The following is a 20,062-nucleotide window of genomic DNA, read 5'->3' on the forward strand; positions in this document are numbered from 1 at the left end:
ATGGTTTTAGATGAATTTTAATTCGGGTTGTTAAATTCTTTTAAGCCTTATTTGTGATCCTTGACAAGGGTTAAAACCTTGACAAGGATATTTTATCGGCTTTTCAAGAGTTTTTTGATTAAAGTAATCTGTCCCAGGTGATAATAGCTGTGCTCTATCATTCCGTCGATATTTCTTTGGTAGGTTCCGTATTTTTCATCCACAAAAACCTCATCAAGCTTAGAATCGGGCATCTGTTCCAGCAATGCTGCAAACTTTTCAGAATCTTCCCAAAGCTTACCCAGCAAGTCTTCCCATTGCTTCTGTGATTCTATGGGTGGAAGATTAAAACTGAATTTATCCTTTATCTCCAGATCTCCGCCCTCAAAGACATGCACAATCCCTGCAATATAATAATCGATGTGAAAAGTGAGCATTGCAATCGTGTTTAAAGAACCAATCTTTGTCACAGCCTGTTCCCAGGTCACATCCGAAAGCTGATCTTTAAAATTGGTATTGGCGATCCAGAGACCATCCAGCAAAACTTCTCGGAATCTTTTTGATAATTGTAAGATTGGGCTCATAATTTTATTTATTAATTTCTAAAATATAACCATTTTTTTCACCAATATATTGAGGATCCTCCCACAAATTACAAAACTCATCCTTATCATAAACCTTTAAGGTGTCTCCCGGATCTGCTACATAAACTTTTGAATTTTCTATCCTATAAACGACTACGAAGTGCTTAGATTTCCAATAAGCAATACATGGTAAATTTACATTTTTACTCAGATTCAGAAAATCAACCTTTAGTCCTACAGGTTTAAATCCCAGCGTTTCTGAGGCATCAGATAATTCAAGCATAGTTGTTCCATTACTATTGACATGAGTCATTTCACCTAAGTACTTTTCCGAATAGATTTTTCCATAATACTCAAAAATCATTTTTAAGCAAGCCGGGCCACAATTATTTTCATTCGTTTGCTGGTAAAAAGGAAAATTTTGTTCTTCTTTTACATTACAACTTGATACAAAAAAATCATGAGCATAAAAGATACGCTCATGAAATTATTTCTTAATTTATAAAGAAAAGTCATCTTAAAAATGTAATTATTTTTTAGTCGAAGCTTCTTTCTTTCCGCTTCTTAAGATCTTTTCAAGGATTCTTAAAGTAATCAGGTATGTTGGCTTCACTCCTGTAAGTCCAAGACCGCCTGAAGAAAGTGTACTTCCTGTCTCCAGCGGATTATCCGATGCATAATAAGCATAGCATACAAACAGATCCGGTGAAATATGATGTCTGATCTTGGAAGCTACCTGAATGGCTTTCTGATAATGTGCCCCTTCCATTTCAAGCCCAATAGCTTTCCATGAAGTATTCATAAAGTAAGAAAGAATGTCCTTGTTCTGAAGAGAGGTTCCCAGAACGGTAATCATTGGACCTTCGAAAGCTCTCAGCTCATCATCGATGAAATCTTCCAGTTTTAAAGCATTTTCAAAAGGATAGTTATCTGCAGTTCCTTCAAAAATATGAGAAGTAGGAATCATGATATCTCCTTTCGCTCCGGTAAGAATACCTGCTTTCCCCATGATGGAAACGGATTTTACATGCATCATGTACACTTCTCCTTTATGTTCAAAAGGTCTCAGCAATTCATCCATCACCTCGAAAGCCTGTTCCCCGAAAGCATAATCAAAAACCATTACAACATCATCTCCTGAGAACTTAATGTCTGCAAACGGAGTATTCTTCAGATCTGTTTTGCTGAGGTCTATGATCTGGACATCAATATTACTTCCACTCTTGTCCGCAATATGAATCATCCCTTCCTCCAAAGCATATTTTAAAACTTTATCACGAAGTTCTTTCTTGTTTGAAATCTCTTCATACAGTTTATAATCAACTTCATGATGCTGTTTCTTCTTAAGTGCATGATTGGCATACAGCATATTTTTCACCGAATGCATATTGGCAGAAATAATATGCAGGGGACGCATGTGAAGGTTATTTTCAAATAAAACCTCTTTCACCTTGTTAGCCCATTTTTCACCAAAATAATGGTGTCCCACTCTCTCTTTTAAAATAGAGCTGAAATAAATTTCTCTTTCTCTGCTTCCTTTTGCATCCTCAAGACTTACCTTTCCTAAGTTGTAAATAATTTTGAAAAGACGGTCAGGATTATGATCATCACCAAAAGTATTGTAAGCTCTTAAAGTTTCATCAAAAGATCTTCCTATTAAAGAAGAAAGATGAATAAGCGCCACTTCTTTTTCTTTTCTGCTGAATTTCTTTTCCCCTTCACCACTTCTTCAATAATTTTGAAAGCACGTGTCGGTTTCCAGTTTTCATCCTGGATGAATGCCAGGTTACGGATTTTATCAGCTTCTATAAACAGGAATGTCAGGTGGGTAAGAATGTCATAAATTTCGGAACGGCCCAAAAGAACCTCAATATTCATCTGGTGTTCGTCTATTCTATAACAGTTTCTTCTTCTCTTCTTTGGAACAATAGGCTCGAAACTTCCTTTATCAAACCCTTCATCAGATGTAAGATGAATAAAAGCACATTCTTCAATTCCTTCCGGAAGCCTGTCTAAAACATACATCAAACCATCCAATTCCAATTTGCTAGGAATATTCATGGTTCCGTAAATTTCCGGATTGATGGTTTTCAACAAACTTCTGATACTCTCTCCTGAAACTCCTCCCGGCTTGAAAAATCCTCTATAAAACAGGTGTCTCATAGAGATGTATAATCTTTCAATAGCCTCCGTTGTTTCTCTTGCTCTAGAATTTGTCATAAAATAAATTTCACACAAATATACGAAATCTTTACCCACTTTATTTTAACTGTCTTTTAATAAGTATTTTAATCCTTCAGTATTATTGTTAATTGTACAATATGTAGTATATTTACTCTATATTCTATAAACAGGCTGAAAATCTCACATTTTAAACATTAAATCACCAAACACCCCTGTTAAAAAACACCAAACATTTGTTTAAATTATATAAATTTTCAAAATACCCCTTAAATTTTTAGGGTGGAAATATTTTCAATTCATTTTTTTTGTAAATTTGCCCTGTAAAAAATCAACCCATTTATGTCAACCTTAAGATTCAAAGCGTTAGAAACCCTACCATTTAAGGATTTCAGAAGAGATAACTCTATTGAAGTGCCTGTGAAATTATCAGAATTATTCTGCCAGAATGTTTTCTCAGAGGAAACAATGAGAGAATATTTAACGAAAGAAGCATTCCAGTCTATTATGGATGCAGTAAAAAAGGGACTAAAATCCAGAGACACATTGCAGACCAGGTAGCTGTAGCAATGAAAGACTGGGCAATGAGCAAAGGAGTAACTCACTATACTCACTGGTTTCAGCCTTTGACAGGGACAACCGCAGAAAAACACGATTCTTTCTTCACCCCTATCGAAGGAGGAAGAGCTATTGAAAGATTCAGCGGAAATTTATTGATTCAGCAGGAACCGGATGCGTCTTCTTTCCCGAACGGAGGAATCAGAAACACATTCGAGGCCAGAGGTTATACCGCATGGGACCCTACTTCTCCGGCTTTCATCATGGGAACCACATTGTGTATCCCATCCATCTTCATCTCTTATACGGGAGAAACTTTAGATTATAAAGCACCTCTTTTAAGAGCTTTGAATGCTGTAGACGAAGCTGCAACCAGCGTAATGCAGTATTTCGATAAAAATGTAACAAAAGTAACTCCTACTTTAGGTTGGGAGCAGGAATACTTCCTGGTAGATTCAGCATTATACCAATCCCGTCCGGACCTTGTATTAACAGGTAAAACTTTGCTAGGACACTCTCCTGCCAAAGGACAGCAGCTTGATGACCATTATTTCGGTTCAATTCCTACAAGAGTAATGAACTTCATGAAGGAGCTGGAGATCGAATGTATGAAATTGGGTATTCCTGTAACCACAAGACATAATGAGGTAGCTCCAAACCAATTTGAGCTGGCTCCAATGTTTGAGGAAGTAAACGTTGCTGTAGACCACAACTCTTTGTTGATGGATATCATGGCAAGAATTGCTCACAGACACCACTTCCATATTTTATTCCACGAAAAACCATTTGCAGGAGTAAACGGAAGCGGAAAGCACAATAACTGGTCTTTAGCTACAGATACAGGCGAAAACTTATTAAGCCCGGGAAAAAACCCTAAGAAAAACTTACAGTTCCTAACTTTCTTTGTTAACACGATCAAAGCAGTTCATGAGTATGCTGATCTTTTAAGAGCAAGTATCGCATCTGCAAGCAACGACCACAGATTAGGTGCTAACGAAGCTCCACCGGCAATTATCTCCGTATTCATCGGAAGCCAGCTGTTCAGCGTTTTGGAAGAACTTGAAAAAGTAACCAACGGAAAATTATCTCCGGAAGAAAAAACAGAATTAAAATTAAATGTAGTAGGAAAGATTCCTGAAATTTTATTAGACAATACTGATAGAAACAGAACGTCTCCATTTGCATTTACAGGAAATAAATTTGAGATCAGAGCGGTAGGTTCTTCTGCAAACTGCGCAGAGTCTATGACCGTAATGAATACCATTGCAGCAAAGCAATTGAACGATTTCAAGAAAGAAGTTGATGCTTTAATTGAAACCGGGCTTAAGAAAGACGAAGCCATCTTTAATGTATTGAGAGAATACATCAAGCAGTGTAAAAACATCATGTTTGAGGGTGACGGATATTCTGACGACTGGGCAAAAGAAGCCAAGAAAAGAGGATTGAACAACCTTAAGACAACTCCTGAAGCTTTAAAGCAGGAAATGGATAAGAAATTCCTTGACCTTTATGAAGAGATGGGTATTTTCACCCACAGAGAAGTTGAGGCAAGAAACGAAATCAAGTTAGAAAAATATTCTACAGTTATTGATATCGAAGCAAGAGTATTAAGTGATATTGCAAGAAATCACATCATTCCTTCTGCATTAAATTATCAGAACAGATTAATTGAAAACGTAAAAGGTCTTAAAGAAATCTTTGGAGATAAAGAATTCAAGTCGCTGGCAAAAGAACAGATGAGTTTAATTACAAGCATTTCTGAAAATGTTTCTAAAATTAAGCTTGGTGTTGAAGATCTTATCAAAGCCAGAGAAGCAGCAAAAAGCATATCAGACAGCCAAAAACAGGCAGAAAGCTATTGTAATAAAGTAAAACCGTTATTTGATACTATCAGAGAAGCTTCTGATGCATTGGAAATGATGGTTGACGATGAGCTTTGGCCGATGACAAAATACAGAGAAATGTTGTTTACAAAATAACACCTGTAAAGTTCCATATTAGTTTAAATTCCCCGTTTTCCGGGGAATTTTTTATTTAACCTAAAACACTCATAGACAAAGACTTCTATAACTTCAAATTTGATACAGAATTTAACTTTACCTTTGTTTTCGTTATGAAAATCCTGATCATAGAAGACAACCACGAACTTGCCCAAAGTATGAAATATTATCTTGAAGGCGAGAACTATATCTGTGAGTGCTCCCATCACTACAATGAAGCCCTGGAAAAACTCAGCTTCAATTCGTACGATTGCATTTTGCTGGATATAATGCTGCCTGACGGAAACGGATTAAACATTTTGAATTACATTAAAACCGAAAAAATCAGCAGCGGAATTCTCATTATTTCTGCAAAAAATGCATTAGATGATAAGATCAACGGACTGGAACGGGGTGCTGATGATTATATCACAAAACCTTTCCATTTACCGGAATTGCACGCCAGATTAAGAGCCGTTTACCGGAGAAAAAATGGATGGCTACAGTGAAGTCAAATTCAATGAGATCATTTTAAATACTGACACTTACGAAGTTATTATTAACGGGACAAGATTGGAAGTTACCCAGAAAGAATTTGAACTCTTGCTGTATTTTCTTGTCAACAAAAACCGTGTATTATCAAAACAGTCTATTGCCAATCATCTTTGGGGTGATTATACAGATAATTTAGCCAATTTTGATTTTGTTTATCAGCACGTTAAAAATCTCAGAAAAAAGATTGGTGCTGCAGAGGGAAAAGATTACATTGAAACGATCTACGGATTAGGCTACAAGTTTAATGCTTTAAAATATAGCGATTCATGAGTTTATTGAATAAGATATCAGTCTGGTTTATCGCCATTGTATTGCTGGTTACCCCCGTAAGCATGTATATATCCTATACCGGTATCAAAAAAGACTGGATAACGTTGAGATAGAAAGGTTGAAAACCGTCAACAATTATGTTATCAATCAGCTCCGGAAAGGAGAAGCCCCGGCAAAAACCTCACAGGGGCTGCCTATTACCGTAAGTTTATTCCAGGGTAAAAATATTCCTGTAGAACCACAAGTCATACACACCTGTCTTGAAGATCAGGGCGTTTCCAGAAATGAATGTAAAATCCAGATCAATTCTTTTGCAGACATCAACAGCAGGATTTATAAAATTTCTTCATACGCTTACATCACAGCTACAAAGGAAATAATGGGCGGAATGCTGATTGCCCTTTTCTGGAAACTTTTATTAATCACAGCCGTTGTTTTTATTACAGCACGGGTTCTGTCTAAATTTATATTAAAGCCCTTTCACCATGCAATTGACAGACTTCAGAAATTCAGCATTCAGAAAAAAGAAAGGCTTGACCTTTTACCCACAAGCACCAAAGAGTTTAAAAATTAAATGAATTTCTGAAAACAATGACAGACAAAGCCCTGGAGGATTATGCTTCTGTCAAAGAATTTTCAGAAAATGCCTCACATGAAGTTCAGACTCCTTTAGCCATCATTCAAAGTAAAATTGAGCTGCTGGCAGAAACAGAGATCAATGAAGATCAAGCGGTTTTATTAACGGACATTCAAAACTCCATCGATAAATTAAGCAGAATAAACCGCTCATTAATTCTTCTTACCAAACTGAATAACAATGAATTTCTCACCAACGAGGAATTGAAGTTCTGTCGTGTGGAAAGAGAAGCACTATGCATGTATTCCGATCATTTAGCCTTAAAAAATATTACCTTACACAGAAATTGCGAAAAGAATGTTTTTATTAAGATCCATCCTACTTTAGCAGAAATTCTATTAAGCAATCTTCTTTCAAATGCCATTCGCCATAATCTTGAAGGGGGAAAAATTGAAATAAATTTGACCCAAAATTACTTTCAGATCAATAATACCGGTCTCCCTCCTCATGTTCCCACACAGGAACTGTTTAAAAGGTTCAAGAAAAGTAATCAGTCACAGGAAAGCATTGGTCTGGGACTTTCTATTGTCAAGCAGATCTGTGAGGTAAATGATTTTGCTGTTCATTATGATTTTGCAGACGGATGGCACAGCATAACGGTATATTTTGACGGTAACAAACTGCACGGAACTTCAATTTCTGAAAAAATACCGGCTGAAAATCCCATCGCATTTGAACCCGTAGAACAGATGGTAAATTTTGCTAAATAATTACCATCAACATTAATTTTTCAACTTCAAATTTGCTTCAAAATGTATTTTTTACTTTGAAAAAAGAAAATACGTTAGATGCTTTCAAGAATTTTTATTCTCGCCTTATCATCCGTTTTTTTGTTCAACACAGCAAAAGCACAGAAGGTCCTCACGCTGCAATCTGCACTGGAAACTGCTGTTCATAATTACGGAACCATTAAAGCCAAAGAATCTTACCGGCTATCATCGCAGGAATCGATAGAACTGGCAAAACGGCAATACCTGCCTAACCTGAATATCAGCCTACAGCAGGACTATGGAACCGTCAACGGACAAAACGGTCCGCTGTATGGATTTGGAGGCTACGGAGTAGCTTCATCCGGACTTCCCCTCCCTGATCAAAACTGGAATGCTTCTTTCGGAGCCTTGTACCTGGCTAATGTCAACTGGGAATTTTTCGCTTTTGGAAAAGCCAGACAAAGAGTGAAAGTTGCCGAAACTAAAAACCAGAGGGATGCCAAAGATTTATCTGATGAAATCTTTCAGCACAAAATAAAAGTAACCGCCGCTTACCTGAATGTTTTAGCTGCAAAAAAATTAAAACTTTCATACGCCCGGAATCTGGGAAGGACTGATACCATCAGAAGAATTGTTGAGGTTAAAGAAAAAAACGGCCTCGTTCCCGGCGTAGATTTATCACTTGCAAAAGCAGATTACGCCAATGCAATGATCACTTACACCAAAGCAAAAGACAACGAACAGGAGCAGGAAAATAAACTTGCCCAGCTATTGGGAATTCCGGCTCAGGAATTTGTACTGGACAGTACTTTACTGAAAAGAATTCCGGCGGATTTCCCTACAGAAACGAGTTCTTCTTTAGACAGCCATCCTTTATTGGCTTTATACAAAAGCAGAATTGATGTAAGCGAGGAGGAAAAACAGCTCCTCAGGACACAGTATTATCCATCATTCTCTATGGTAGGTATCTTTCAGACAAGAGGTTCAGGATTCGGAAGCAACTATGCACAAAATCAGAATGACTATTCCTCCTCCTACTGGGACGGGGTTCATCCTACAAGAAGCAACTACCTCTTTGGGATTGGCGTTTCCTGGAATTTCACACAAACCTACAGGCTCTCAAAGGAAATAAGCGCTCAGGATTATGTAAGCCAGGGATTAAAACATGAGTACGACCTCGCAGAGCAACAGTTAAAAGCCCAGCTGGATTTATCTGATAACAAGTGGAAAAACGCCATCCGGATTTATGATCAGGTTCCGGTTCAGCTCAAGTCAGCCAATGATGCCTATATCCAAAGGTCCGTTTTATATAAAAACGGACTGACAGATCTTGTGGATTTGTCCCAGGCTATTTACGCTCTGGCAAGAGCAGAAACCGACAGGGATATCGCCATCAGCAATGTATGGAATGCCTTACTGCTAAAAGCAGCGGCTATGGGAGATTTCTCTGTGTTTGAAAATGAACTGTAAGATTTAATATCAATTATAATCAATAGTATCTCAATGAACTTAATAAGATTTGCATTAAGAAAACCATTACGATTTTAGTGATTGTTGCCGGTCTGTTTTTCTTTGGAATCCGGTCCGTGAACTCTATTAAAGTCGATATCTTTCCAAAACTGGATTTACCGGTAATCTATGTTTCCCACCCTTTCAGCGGATATACTCCTCAGCAGATGGAAGCATTTTTCGCCAAACAATATATTAACATTTTCCTATTTGTCAACGGAATCAAAAGTATTGAAACCAAAAATATTCAGGGACTGACGTTAATGAAAATTAACTTCTATCCCGGAACCGATATGGCTCAGGCGGCGGCAGAATTGAATTCATTTTCCACCAGAATTCAGGCCGCTTTTCCTCCGGGATCAAATCCTCCTTTTATCATTCGCTTTGATGCATCCACACTTCCGGTCGGACAGCTTGTTCTAAGCAGTGATAAAAGATCAAACAATGAACTGCTTGATCTCGCCAACGTTTATGTTCGTTCCACATTTACTTCAATTCCGGGAATTGTTTCATCACCTCCTTTCGGGGGAAATATCCGGACAGTGGTGATTAATGCCAATCCGGACTTGCTTCGTCAACATAATATGACGCCAGATCAGCTCGTAGAAGCACTGAGGCTGAACAATCAGACCGCGCCGTCAGGAAACGTAAGAATAGGTGATAAATACTATATCACCCCTACCAATACGATGATTAAAAATGTAAAAGATTTTGAAAATATCCCTCTCTATAAAGGCAGTGTTCAGAATCTATACTTAAGAGATGTTGCCACAGTAACCGACGGGGCAGATATGACTTCTGGTTATGCTCTGGTAAACGGACGCCGCTCGGTGTATCTGAGCATTGCTAAAAGTGCCGATGCCTCTACCTGGGATGTGGTTCAGAATCTGAAAAAACAGTTGCCACAAATTCAGTCTAACCTTCCGGATGATGTAAAGGTCAGCTTTGAATTTGACCAGTCTACCTATGTCATCAATTCTGTTAAGAGTTTATTGAGTGAAGGAACCATCGGAGCCATTCTCACCGGATTGATGGTTATATTATTCCTTGGAGATATCAGAGGTGCACTGATTGTAATTCTTACGATTCCGACCTCTATTATTTCAGCCGTTTTATTTTTAAACCTTTTCGGCCAGACTATTAATATCATGACTCTAAGCGGGCTTGCCCTTGCCATTGGAATTCTTGTTGATGAAAGTACCGTTACCATAGAAAATATTCACCAGCATCTGGATATGGGGAAACCTAAATCTCTTGCCGTCTGGGATGCCTGTAAAGAAATTGCTTTTCCTAAACTGTTGATTCTATTCTGTATTCTGGCTGTTTTTGCTCCTGCATTTACAATGGGTGGAATTCCGGGATCATTATTCCTGCCTCTTGCATTGGCCATCGGTTTCAGCATGATTGTTTCTTACTTCCTTGCACAGACCTTTGTTCCTGTAATGGCTAACTGGATCATGAAAGTGAAACACCACAAAGCAAAAGACGGCCATGTTCTGACAGACTCTGAAGAACTGCAGCAAGCAGGATTAAGCAATGAGAATGATACATGGAGCCAGAAAGAAATCTTATTGCAAAACGAAGACAGCAACCGTGACGGGAAAGTAAGTATGTTTGAAAAAATCCGGTTCCGTTACCTGAAGTTTTTAGATAGAATCATGCCTTACAGAAAAATATTGGTTTCTGCCTATATTATCCTGATGATGATAATGGTAGCCTTATTCTTAAACAGTATCGGACGGGATGTTTTACCTCAGGTAAACGGAAGTCAGTTTCAGGTAAGAATGCGTATTCCGGACGGAACGAGAATTGAAAAAACCGAGCTGCAGACATTAAAATTATTAGATGCCATTAAAGAAATTGTCGGAAAAGACAATGTTTCAATTACATCTGCATATGTAGGTACCCATCCTACTCTTTTTTCCGTAAGCCCTATTTATCTTTGGATGGCAGGCTCACATGAAACCGTTTTACAGGTGGGACTAAATGAAGATTACCATACCAATATGGATGATTTAAAAGATAAAATCAGAGAAAAAGCCAAAAGCATTAATCCTGACATGAAATTATCTTTTGAACCCATTGAACTGACAGAAAAAATTCTTAGCCAGGGATCTCCTACTCCTATTGAAGTGAGGTTATCAGGAAGGGATAAAAGTGTGAATGAAGCGTATGCCAAAAAATAGAAAGTGAACTTAAAAAAATTCCATATTTAAGAGATGTTCAGATAGGCCAGTCCATAAAATATCCAGCTCTTGACATTCATGTCGATCGTATTCGTGCGGCCCAGCTTGGTATAGATATGTCAGACGTTTCCCGTTCATTGGTAGCATCCACCTCATCATCAAGATTTACCGAAAAAAATATCTGGACGGATGAAAAAGCAGGCTACAGTTATAATGTACAGGTTCAGATTCCTGAAAATAAAATGAACAGCAAAGAAGAAATTGCAGGAATTCCATTGCAGAAAAATTCAAACAGACCGAATCTGGGTGATGTAGCAACGATTAAAAATAGTTTCACATATGGGGAAACCGACAACCTGGGGGCAATGCCAACACTTACTGTTACGGCCAACCTTAATCATACCGATTTAGGAACTGCTTCAAAAGATGTTCAAAAAGTGATTGATACCGTGGGAGAGCTTCCAAGAGGACTCAATGTACAGCTGATTGGTTTAAGCCAGACTTTAAATGAGACCCTGAGCAGCTTACAAAGCAGCCTGATCATTGCTATTGTTGTGATATTTCTAATGCTTGCGGCCAACTTTCAGTCTTTCAAAGTTTCAGGGGTAGTATTGGTAACTGCACCGGCGGTTCTGGTTGGATCTTTAGCATTATTAATCATCAGCGGATCTACATTAAACCTTCAATCCTATATGGGAATCATTATGTCTGTAGGAGTTTCAATTTCAAATGCCGTACTGTTAATCACCAACGCAGAACAATTAAGAAAACATAATGGAAATGCTTTACTTTCCGCAAGAGAAGCCGCAGCCCTGAGACTTAGACCTATCGTGATGACTGCTTTGGCAATGGTTGTAGGGATGGTTCCTATGGCATTAGGACTGGGAGAGGCAGGAGATCAGGTTTCACCATTGGGCAGAGCTGTTATCGGTGGTTTGATTGCCTCTACATTTGCCGCCCTTTTATCCTTCCGCTGGCATTTGCATGGGGACAGGGAAAAGCTGCTACCCAAAGTGTTTCCCTTGATCCTGAAGATGAGGAAAGCATTCACTTTATGCCTGAAATTGTTAAATAAATAACCTTAAGCTACTAAAAATAAAATATGAACCGATTATATAAATATTTAATTCCGGCAATACTTATTTTCAGCCTTCAAAGCTGTGGTCATGCAGAAAAGAAAGAAACTAAAAAGCCTGCAGACCCCGCTTCTCCGGAAATCGAAACGGTTAATCCCAGACAGGATGATTTTTCTTCATCCACCACAATTCCCGGAGAATTGCAGCCTTATCAGAAAGTGGATGTTTATGCCAAAGTCAGCAGTTTTGTTAAAAAGTTATATGTAGATGTTGGAAACGAAGTAAAAGCAGGTCAGTTACTGGCGACTTTAGAAGCTCCTGAGATCAGCTCCCAGCAGAGTGCAGCCTCATCAGCTCTAAAATCAAAAGAAGCTCTGTATATTGCCAGCAAAGCAAAATATGACCGTTTAAAAGAAACGAGCAAAACTCCCGGAACCATTTCAGCTCTTGATCTGGAGCAGGCTTTAGCAGCACAAAAATCTGACCTGGCTCAACTGGAGGCTGCAAAAGCATCCTACCGGGAAGTTGCAGATGTTAAAAACTACCTGCAGATCAGGGCTCCTTTCAGTGGAAATATTGCAACAAGAAATGTAAGTGCCGGAGCGTATGTAGGACCATCAGGGAAAGGCTCTGACCTTCCTATGTTCAGCCTTGTACAGCAGGACAGATTACGTCTGGTGGTTAATGTTCCTGAATCTTATACCGGACTGCTGAATAAAAATGGAGATATTAAGTTCTCCATCCTATCTATTCCCGGAGAAACTTTCACCGCAAAAGTATCAAGATTTGCAGGAGCGCTGGACAGTAAATTACGTTCTCAGTGGGTAGAAATGGATGTTTATAACAAAGACAAAAGGCTTTTACCGGGCATGGTAGCCAATGTTATTCTTCCTTTAAGCGAAAACAGCAAATCCTTGTCAGTTCCTTCTTCTGCTGTACTTAATTCCACCCTTGGAGTATTTGTAATTAAAGTAGAAAAAAATACTGCCCATTGGATCCCTGTAACATCAGGAATTGCCAATGGTGAGACCACAACAATTATAGGCCCCGTATCCCCGGGTGATGTAATTGTCAAGACTGCAACAGAAGAAATCCGTGATGGGCAGAATATTAGAATTAAAGCCCCTAAATAGGCTTATAGCCAAATATTTATTAACAAAATTTATACTTGCTTTTTTAGACTTAAAAATGTAGAAATAGGCTGATTCAGGATAAACTGAAATAAGTTTGTTAAAGAATCTTAATAAAAAAACCGCACACTGACCAAAAATAGGCTGTTGCGGTTTATTTTTCTTTAACATATGTAAATAATATGTTAAATAGTGTTAAAATAAGATCCTGATAATTATCATAACAGGGGTCTTTTGCTCGGAATCTCTACTTTTGTAATGCTTTTGAAAATAAATATTCCTTTTTAACACGGATAATCAAATATATATGAAGAAAAGAGTTTTGTTTTATTTAGTTGCTTTAGTTACTACAGTTTCATTGCAATCGTGTGCTACAAATTATGTGGTTTCAAAACCAGCAACTTACACAAAAGAATACAAAACAGATGCCAAACTAGCTTCTATAGATAACAAAAAATGGAGCAGGATAAGCAAAAACTTATCGACTCTTTCCTTGCTGAAAAGGCGGCATCTATCGCCAACGCGAAAAAAGCAATTAAGAATTCTGAGATTGCAAAAGCAGTCAAACATAATAAAACCATTGATGGTATCCTTGAAGAAGCTGAAACATACCTTGGGACTCCTTACAGATACGGAGGAACTACAAGAAACGGTATAGATTGTTCAGCTTTTGTTCTTTCCGTATTCGGGGCAGCAGCAGGTCTTAGCTTACCAAGAGTAGCAGCCTCTCAGGCTCAGGAAGGAGAAAGAGTAGAAAGAGGAGAGCTACAGAAGGGAGATCTTATTTTCTTTTCTCATGGAAGAAGAATTTCTCATGTAGGTATTGTAGAAAGTGTTTCTGAAGATGGGGAGATCAAATTTATCCACGCAGCAACATCAAAAGGAGTAATGATTTCTTCACTGAATGATTCTTATTGGGGACCTAAATTCAGATTTGCCAAGAGAGTAATCAACGAAGAAGGAGAAGCTTATAACAATCTTGCCGCTGTTACTCCAGCTACACCAGCAAATTTTTAATTTTATAAATAATTGATTTAAATAATGAAGCCATCAGAATCCTGATGGCTTTTTTATATGTGATATTTTACGATAATTTAGGCTAAGCCTTGAAATATATATTTAAAAGAAAAGCGGGTTAAAACCTGCTCATTCTATTTTAGGCGAATAACAATTTTACACCAGTGTCATTCGGCTACTTCGAATCATCGATTTCTGACGAAGGAAGAATCTCATCTGAAGCCCGGATTCTTCATTTCACTCCTGAACCATGTTCGCAGACTTTTAGTCTGTATTCAGAATAACAAAGTCATAATCATAAGATAGCAGGATTAATATAAATTGTATAGAATGGCCATATTTATATCAGCTATTGCCCATCAGTGGCCGCCTGTTTTCAGAAATCAGCTATTCTTATCAATTTCGATATCCAGCTTATATAACAGTCTATGTACTTCAGAAAGCGAAAATTTGGCCTTTTTAAGCCTGTTTAAAGCCGGATCTATGGAATAATTGACCGAAGTCCTGAAATCTGCTTTTTCGAGGTTTGTGCCATCAAAAACAGCGCCCGAAAAATCGCAGTTACTGAAGACGGCATTGGATAAATCAGATTCAGTGAAATCTGCTTCAATTAATTTGGAATTCTTGAAAACTGTTTTCTTGACAGATGTCTGATAAAAAACTGAATTATTTAAAGCGCAGCCGTCAAATCTGAAAGATAATCCGAACGGATTGCAATCATTAAACTGAAGCCCAAACATTTTACATTCTATGAAAAGCACTTCATGGAAAGATGTCTTAACAAGTTTTGCCATGCTGAGGTTACATTCAATAAATTCACAATCTGTAAAACTGAACCCAGACAGATCCAGATATTCAAAGCTGCAGTTGCTGAAAGTACAGTTTTCGTATTCCCCTTTTTCTAACTGGGAGCCGTCTGTATTTACGAAATCCTGATCGAGGATGTAAGCTTCTTTCATCAATTTAAATGATTATAAAATGACAATATACTCCGCAATCTGCAGATTTACAAAACAGATAATTACCATACTTTTTTGCGGTTTTACATCACCGCCTGAAAGCAGTTACACCAGACTGTTTTTATCGGAATAATTAAGTTTGAAGAAAATAAAAGTCATCATTGAGAAAGCCAGTAGAGAACTTCCTCCATAACTAAAATACGGAAGAGGAATCCCAACCGTAGGGAAAAGGCCCATAACCATCCCTAAATTAATCGAAAAGTGCATCAGCAGGATCGAGGCAAAGCAATACCCAAAAACACGGTTAAATGTAGATTTCTGCTTCTCTGCAAGGTAATATATCCTGCCGATATAAACCATGTAGCATAAAATAAGAATTGCACTTCCCAAAAAGCCCCATTCTTCTCCTACTGTACAAAAGATATAATCGGTTTCCTGCTCCGGCACGAATTTACCCTGGGTAACGGAACCTTCACGGTAACCTTTTCCCCAAAGTCCTCCTGACCCAATAGCCGTCTTGGAATATAATAAGTTGTATCCTGAAGTATCCCTGAACGCCTTTTCTCCTTTGTAAAGAACCTCAATTCTTTCTCTCTGGTGTTTAGGAAGCTTTTCTAAAATATAAGGAGACCCGAAAGCCAGACCGCACAGCAAAAGGACAGACCCTGCAATTCCGGAGATAGAAATCACATCCCATGACATTCTGTGGTAATTCATGGCAATCAGAACACCGGCAATGACTAAAACTGCCACCGCAACATAAACCGGAGGAACAGCCAGTGAAATCAGAAAAACTCCGGCAAAAATAAATCCTATCCCGAACAAAAGGCCGCTCAGCCCTTCTCTGTATAAAGCAATAAAGAATGCAATAAACACAAGCATGGAACCAACATCCGGAATGGCAAGAACAACCGCAGCCGGAATTCCTATAATCGCAAGGGCCATCCAGAGAGATTTTTTATTTTTAAGATTAAAATCCGGGCTTGAAACATAATTGGCCAGCATCAATGCCGTTCCGATTTTTGCAAACTCCACAGGCTGCATGGTAAAACTGCCGAACTTATACCAGTTCTTCTGCCCGAGGATCTCTTTACCAAACGGAAAAAGCCCTATCAAAAGCAGGACACCACCAATATAAATGATACCAGCCATATTCTCAAAGAATTTGCTTCTTCCCACGAATATGACAAGACCCACAAACAGGGAGATACAAAAGAAAACCAATTGCTTTTCTCCCAGTTTCTGATCAACACTGTAGATATTTGCAATCGCAAAAATGCAAAGCAGGAAATACAGCCCAAGGCCCAGTTTATCTATTCCTTCCGTCCATTTCATTGCTTCACAGTTTTTTTAGCAGTGTTATTTTTTTTAGCTTCTTCTATTTTCTTTTGCAGCTTTGCTTTTTGTTGTTTTACCAACTCCAGGCTATCCTTAATTCTTTTTTGCTTAATAGAATCAGGTTTAGGGTCAACATATAATCCTTTACGCTTCAGGTCTGCAATCCATTGCCTTTTATATTCAGGCATGAAACTCGAGGTGATCATTTTCTTGTAAAGATTTTCTCTTTTAAATCACCGGTAATATATTTTTCAGCAATCACTGTACAAGCCGGACCTGCCCATGTAGCACCGAATCCTGCGTGCTCCATTACTGCCACTACAACAATTTTAGGTTTTTCTGCAGGAGCAATCAATACAAAAATTGAGTTATCTTTTCCCTGCGGTACCTGTGCAGTACCTGTTTTGGCTAATTGCGTAAAATCATTGGATTTCAAACCACGGGCTGTTCCTCTTAAAACCACAGCCTCCATTCCTTTCAGAACCGGTTCGAAATGTTTTGGATCTACGAGTGTTTTATGTTTTACTTTGAACCTTGGATCAGGATTTGGCTTCCCGTCAATTGCTTTTACGATATGAGGAGTGTAATACCATCCTCTGTTAGCAATTGCCGCCACATAATTGGCCAGCTGAATAGGAGTTACCAATACGTCTCCTGCCCCATCCCGTTATAAATAGCACCGGTTGACATTTCATCCCAGTTTTTGAAATCAGTTCTCTGGGAACCACTGGCTTTCATGATGGCTTTAAATCTTTTTTCGTAAAAATCTCCTGAAGGGATTCTGCCTCTTGCCCCAACAGCAAAATCATTATTTAAAAATTCTCCAACTCCGAAACTGCTCATGATTTTTTCCATTCATCAACACCTTTTGATGGATTTCCCGGGTATTTTTTAATAATCGCAATAAATGCATAAGTAAAGAAACAGTTACTGGAAACCTGAATAGAAGGAATAAGCGGATCTGCTCCACCATGACCTTTGATTCTTTTCCCTTTATAGAAGAATCCGCCGCCACAAGGGAAAATGGTTTTTTCATCCATTACTCCCATCTGCATTGCCGCTAAAGCAGTCAACAGTTTAAAAGTGGATCCTGGAGGATATCCTGCCTGTAATGCACGGTCAAAAGTGGGTTTGTTTTCGTAAAGTGTATCTTTGGACAGAGCATATAAATTTTTGGATTTATTGGGTCCGGTAAAAAGATTCGGATCAATATCCGGTCCGGTTGCAGAAACCAGTACTTCCCCGTTATTAGGATCCAGGGCTACAATTGCACCATGCTTATTGACCAGCATTTCTTCAGCGGTTCTCTGAAGGTCGTAATCAATGGTTAATGTAATATCTTTACCCGTAATAACATCTTTATCCAGGGCACCATTTTTATAGGATCCAATATTCCGGAGCCTGATATCTTTCTGGATATATTTTACTCCTTTTACTCCACGAAGTTCTTTTTCGTAGGATTTTTCAACACCGGTTTTCCCGATGAAGTCTCCCGGTAAATAATAGGTAGAATCTTTTTAATATCTCTTTCATTTACCTCACTCGTATACCCAAGAAGGTTCCCGGATGTGGATACTTCATATTGACGCTGGGGTCTTGATACGATATTAAATGCGGGATACTTAAAAATAATTTCCTGAACTCTTGCAATATCTTCTCTGCTGAGGTCTTTAATAAAAGTCATCGGCGTCAGCTTAGAATAATATTTCTCCTTTTTGATAGCATTGATTTTATTGATAAAATCCTGTTTTGTAATTTTCATTAAACTACAAAATGCCAGAGTATCAAAATCAGGTTTCATCAAAGCCTGCGTAAACGAAATTTCATAAGCAGGCTGGTTACCTACCATGATTTTACCATTTCTGTCAAAAATAACGCCACGCTGTGGAATAACATATTCTGTTTTAATGGATGTATTCGCAGCATTCAGTGCATAACGGTCTGTAAACAGCTGCAAATACGCAAGCCTCGCCACAAAAATAAGGGCGATGACAACAAGAATGGAAAAAATTTTTAAATAACGTGTGTTCAAACTTTTTGTTTGATTTTAAATATTAATGCGTAGATGACTATAAAGATAAATGAAATTACACTTGTTACCAACACATTAAATAATATTTCAAAAACCTGCTAAACTTAAAGAATTCAATGTACTGTACTAAAAGCTGATGCAGGAAAATACTTGAAAATAAAAACAGCAAAAACTGCGCCCACTGAAGGGACTGAAATGAGAAAAAGTCTGTAGACGTATCTGTGGAAGTCCTGAAGATCAACGTTCTGAAATAAGCAATCAACGTTGTTGCAAATGCATTGATTCCCCATGAATAAAGAAAACCGTCGATAGACAGCCCTATTAAAAAGCTCAATGCCAGGAACTGAAATTTATTTCTGAAAAACGGATAGAACATAACGAACACGGGATATAACACCGGCGTATATTTCCCGAAAAGTGTAATCCTGTTGAGTACAAAAATCTGTAATGCAACAAGAAAGATCATGATCAATATATCTGTAAATAAAGTTCTGCTAATCATTTTCTTTTTTATTACAGCCTGCATAGTGTCCTGAATCTTCTGCACTTCTGCTTTCTTAAGATTCTTCACTACATACACTTTATTCAACGCTCCCATTTTTTCACTCAGCTCCACGGAAATGTCCCAGAAGCCGGTTTTGTTGTCCACAGAGTATCCTGCAATGGTACCAATGGTTACTCCCTTAGGGAAAATAGCAGACTTACCGTCTGTAACAACAGTATCTCCTATCTTTAATGCAACATATTTCGGAATATCTGCCAGGTGCATTACCCTTGAGTTATCCCCGTTCCATGTTAAAGTACCAAAATACCCTGAGTTTTTAAGCGCGGCATTAATTCTGATCTTGTTTACACTTAACACGGATTGAACCAATGCATAGCTATCTGTAGAATTGATTACAATTCCCGCGATTCCTCTCGGCGCCATTACCCCCATTTGAGGAAAGACTCCGTCTCTGCGGCCACGGTTGATTGTAAAATAGTTGTTCCTTCTGTTGATACTGTTGAAAACAATTTCTCCATCAACAAAAGTATAAATCTGCCCACCGCCAATGGTATCATGAACTCTTTTAAAAACAGGATTCTTTGATCCGTCTTTTCCGTAGAGTTCAGTCATAAGGGCTTTATTCTGGGCCACAAGATCTTCATTGATCTGTTTTAGCTTCAGATAAGAAACTCCTTCATCAATATATCCGGAAACCCATGAATTGAACGCTGCCGTTTGGCCCGCAATCCAGGATCTCTGCATGGCATTTCTTGAGAATATCAAAACCAGAGCAATAATTTGCAGGAATATAAAGAAGACGAAAAGAGTATTCTTCGAAAATAATCTCAGCAAAAATCCCATTCAGATATAAAGTC

The 20,062-nt window shown here is 38.2% G+C and carries 14 protein-coding genes and 7 pseudogenes; 9 read left to right on the plus strand and 12 right to left on the minus strand.

All coding sequences use genetic code 11. The features are described 5' to 3' along the window. Nucleotides 1-92: 92 nt before the first annotated feature. From OWR28_RS22550 to OWR28_RS22560, 3 genes and pseudogenes are all read right to left on the minus strand, one after another. Nucleotides 93-563: a DUF1572 domain-containing protein gene (locus OWR28_RS22550; protein ID WP_332388619.1), complete on the minus strand. Its 471-nt coding sequence runs from the start codon at nucleotides 561-563 to the stop codon at nucleotides 93-95. 4 nt (nucleotides 564-567) lie between these two features. Continuing rightward, a complete protein-coding gene (locus OWR28_RS22555) occupies nucleotides 568-1,038 on the minus strand; it encodes a cysteine peptidase family C39 domain-containing protein (RefSeq protein ID WP_332388994.1) in 471 nt (156 codons plus the stop codon). 54 nt (nucleotides 1,039-1,092) lie between these two features. After that, nucleotides 1,093-2,783: pseudogene (locus OWR28_RS22560) on the minus strand (DUF6909 family protein). A 303-nt stretch (nucleotides 2,784-3,086) separates the two neighbouring features. Here OWR28_RS22560 and OWR28_RS22565 point away from each other — a divergent pair. From OWR28_RS22565 to OWR28_RS22605, 9 genes and pseudogenes are all read left to right on the plus strand, one after another. Further along, nucleotides 3,087-5,281 (plus strand): annotated as a pseudogene (locus OWR28_RS22565) (glutamine synthetase III family protein). Nucleotides 5,282-5,415: 134 nt separating this feature from the next. Further along, complete coding sequence (locus OWR28_RS22570; protein WP_332388620.1) at nucleotides 5,416-5,790, plus strand: response regulator; 375 nt, start codon at nucleotides 5,416-5,418, stop codon at nucleotides 5,788-5,790. After that, nucleotides 5,774-6,106: a winged helix-turn-helix domain-containing protein gene (locus tag OWR28_RS22575; RefSeq protein ID WP_332388621.1), complete on the plus strand. Its 333-nt coding sequence runs from the start codon at nucleotides 5,774-5,776 to the stop codon at nucleotides 6,104-6,106. The genes OWR28_RS22570 and OWR28_RS22575 overlap by 17 nt, the downstream gene beginning before the upstream one ends. Before the next feature lie 118 nt (nucleotides 6,107-6,224). Further along, the gene (locus OWR28_RS22580; RefSeq protein WP_332388622.1) at nucleotides 6,225-6,680 is read left to right on the plus strand and encodes a hypothetical protein; all 456 of its coding nucleotides are present in this window, start codon (nucleotides 6,225-6,227) and stop codon (nucleotides 6,678-6,680) included. 17 nt (nucleotides 6,681-6,697) lie between these two features. After that, nucleotides 6,698-7,453 carry a HAMP domain-containing sensor histidine kinase gene (locus tag OWR28_RS22585; RefSeq protein WP_332388623.1) on the plus strand — a complete coding sequence of 252 codons (756 nt, stop codon included), beginning with the start codon at nucleotides 6,698-6,700 and terminating at the stop codon, nucleotides 7,451-7,453. Nucleotides 7,454-7,531: 78 nt separating this feature from the next. After that, entirely contained in the window at nucleotides 7,532-8,923 is a 1,392-nt protein-coding gene (locus OWR28_RS22590) for a TolC family protein (protein WP_332388624.1), read from the plus strand. Between the two features lie 33 nt (nucleotides 8,924-8,956). Next, nucleotides 8,957-12,223, plus strand: a pseudogene (locus OWR28_RS22595) (efflux RND transporter permease subunit). Between the two features lie 27 nt (nucleotides 12,224-12,250). Next, nucleotides 12,251-13,357 (plus strand): efflux RND transporter periplasmic adaptor subunit, encoded by a 1,107-nt coding sequence (locus OWR28_RS22600; protein WP_332388625.1) that lies wholly within the window; start codon nucleotides 12,251-12,253, stop codon nucleotides 13,355-13,357. A 304-nt stretch (nucleotides 13,358-13,661) separates the two neighbouring features. Beyond that, nucleotides 13,662-14,371: pseudogene (locus tag OWR28_RS22605) on the plus strand (C40 family peptidase). A 383-nt stretch (nucleotides 14,372-14,754) separates the two neighbouring features. Here OWR28_RS22605 and OWR28_RS22610 read toward each other — a convergent pair. The 9 genes and pseudogenes from OWR28_RS22610 to mreC all read right to left on the minus strand — a co-directional run. Then, nucleotides 14,755-15,330, minus strand: a complete 576-nt coding sequence (locus OWR28_RS22610) for a pentapeptide repeat-containing protein (protein ID WP_332388627.1) — start codon at nucleotides 15,328-15,330, stop codon at nucleotides 14,755-14,757. A 105-nt stretch (nucleotides 15,331-15,435) separates the two neighbouring features. Beyond that, nucleotides 15,436-16,665: a rod shape-determining protein RodA gene (gene rodA, locus OWR28_RS22615; RefSeq protein ID WP_332388628.1), complete on the minus strand. Its 1,230-nt coding sequence runs from the start codon at nucleotides 16,663-16,665 to the stop codon at nucleotides 15,436-15,438. Further along, nucleotides 16,662-16,856, minus strand: a complete 195-nt coding sequence (locus OWR28_RS27280) for a hypothetical protein (protein ID WP_494168512.1) — start codon at nucleotides 16,854-16,856, stop codon at nucleotides 16,662-16,664. The genes rodA and OWR28_RS27280 overlap by 4 nt, the downstream gene beginning before the upstream one ends. Before the next feature lie 14 nt (nucleotides 16,857-16,870). Next, a complete protein-coding gene (locus OWR28_RS27285; RefSeq protein ID WP_494168513.1) occupies nucleotides 16,871-17,314 on the minus strand; it encodes a penicillin-binding transpeptidase domain-containing protein in 444 nt (147 codons plus the stop codon). After that, on the minus strand, nucleotides 17,308-17,511 hold the full coding sequence (locus OWR28_RS27290) for a hypothetical protein (RefSeq protein WP_494168514.1): 204 nt from the start codon (nucleotides 17,509-17,511) through the stop codon (nucleotides 17,308-17,310). Before OWR28_RS27290 ends, OWR28_RS27285 begins: the two co-directional genes overlap by 7 nt. Then, on the minus strand, nucleotides 17,508-17,960 hold the full coding sequence (locus tag OWR28_RS27295) for a penicillin-binding transpeptidase domain-containing protein (RefSeq protein ID WP_494168531.1): 453 nt from the start codon (nucleotides 17,958-17,960) through the stop codon (nucleotides 17,508-17,510). The genes OWR28_RS27290 and OWR28_RS27295 overlap by 4 nt, the downstream gene beginning before the upstream one ends. 96 nt (nucleotides 17,961-18,056) lie before the next feature. After that, nucleotides 18,057-18,517 (minus strand): annotated as a pseudogene (locus OWR28_RS27300) (peptidoglycan glycosyltransferase); the annotation flags it as partial. A 179-nt stretch (nucleotides 18,518-18,696) separates the two neighbouring features. Beyond that, nucleotides 18,697-19,202 (minus strand): annotated as a pseudogene (locus OWR28_RS22625) (rod shape-determining protein MreD). Between the two features lie 3 nt (nucleotides 19,203-19,205). Then, a pseudogene (mreC, locus tag OWR28_RS22630) lies at nucleotides 19,206-20,048 on the minus strand (rod shape-determining protein MreC); the annotation flags it as partial. Nucleotides 20,049-20,062 lie beyond the last annotated feature (14 nt).

Source organism: Chryseobacterium sp. 1B4 (assembly GCF_036631475.1).
Lineage (GTDB): Bacteria > Bacteroidota > Bacteroidia > Flavobacteriales > Weeksellaceae > Chryseobacterium.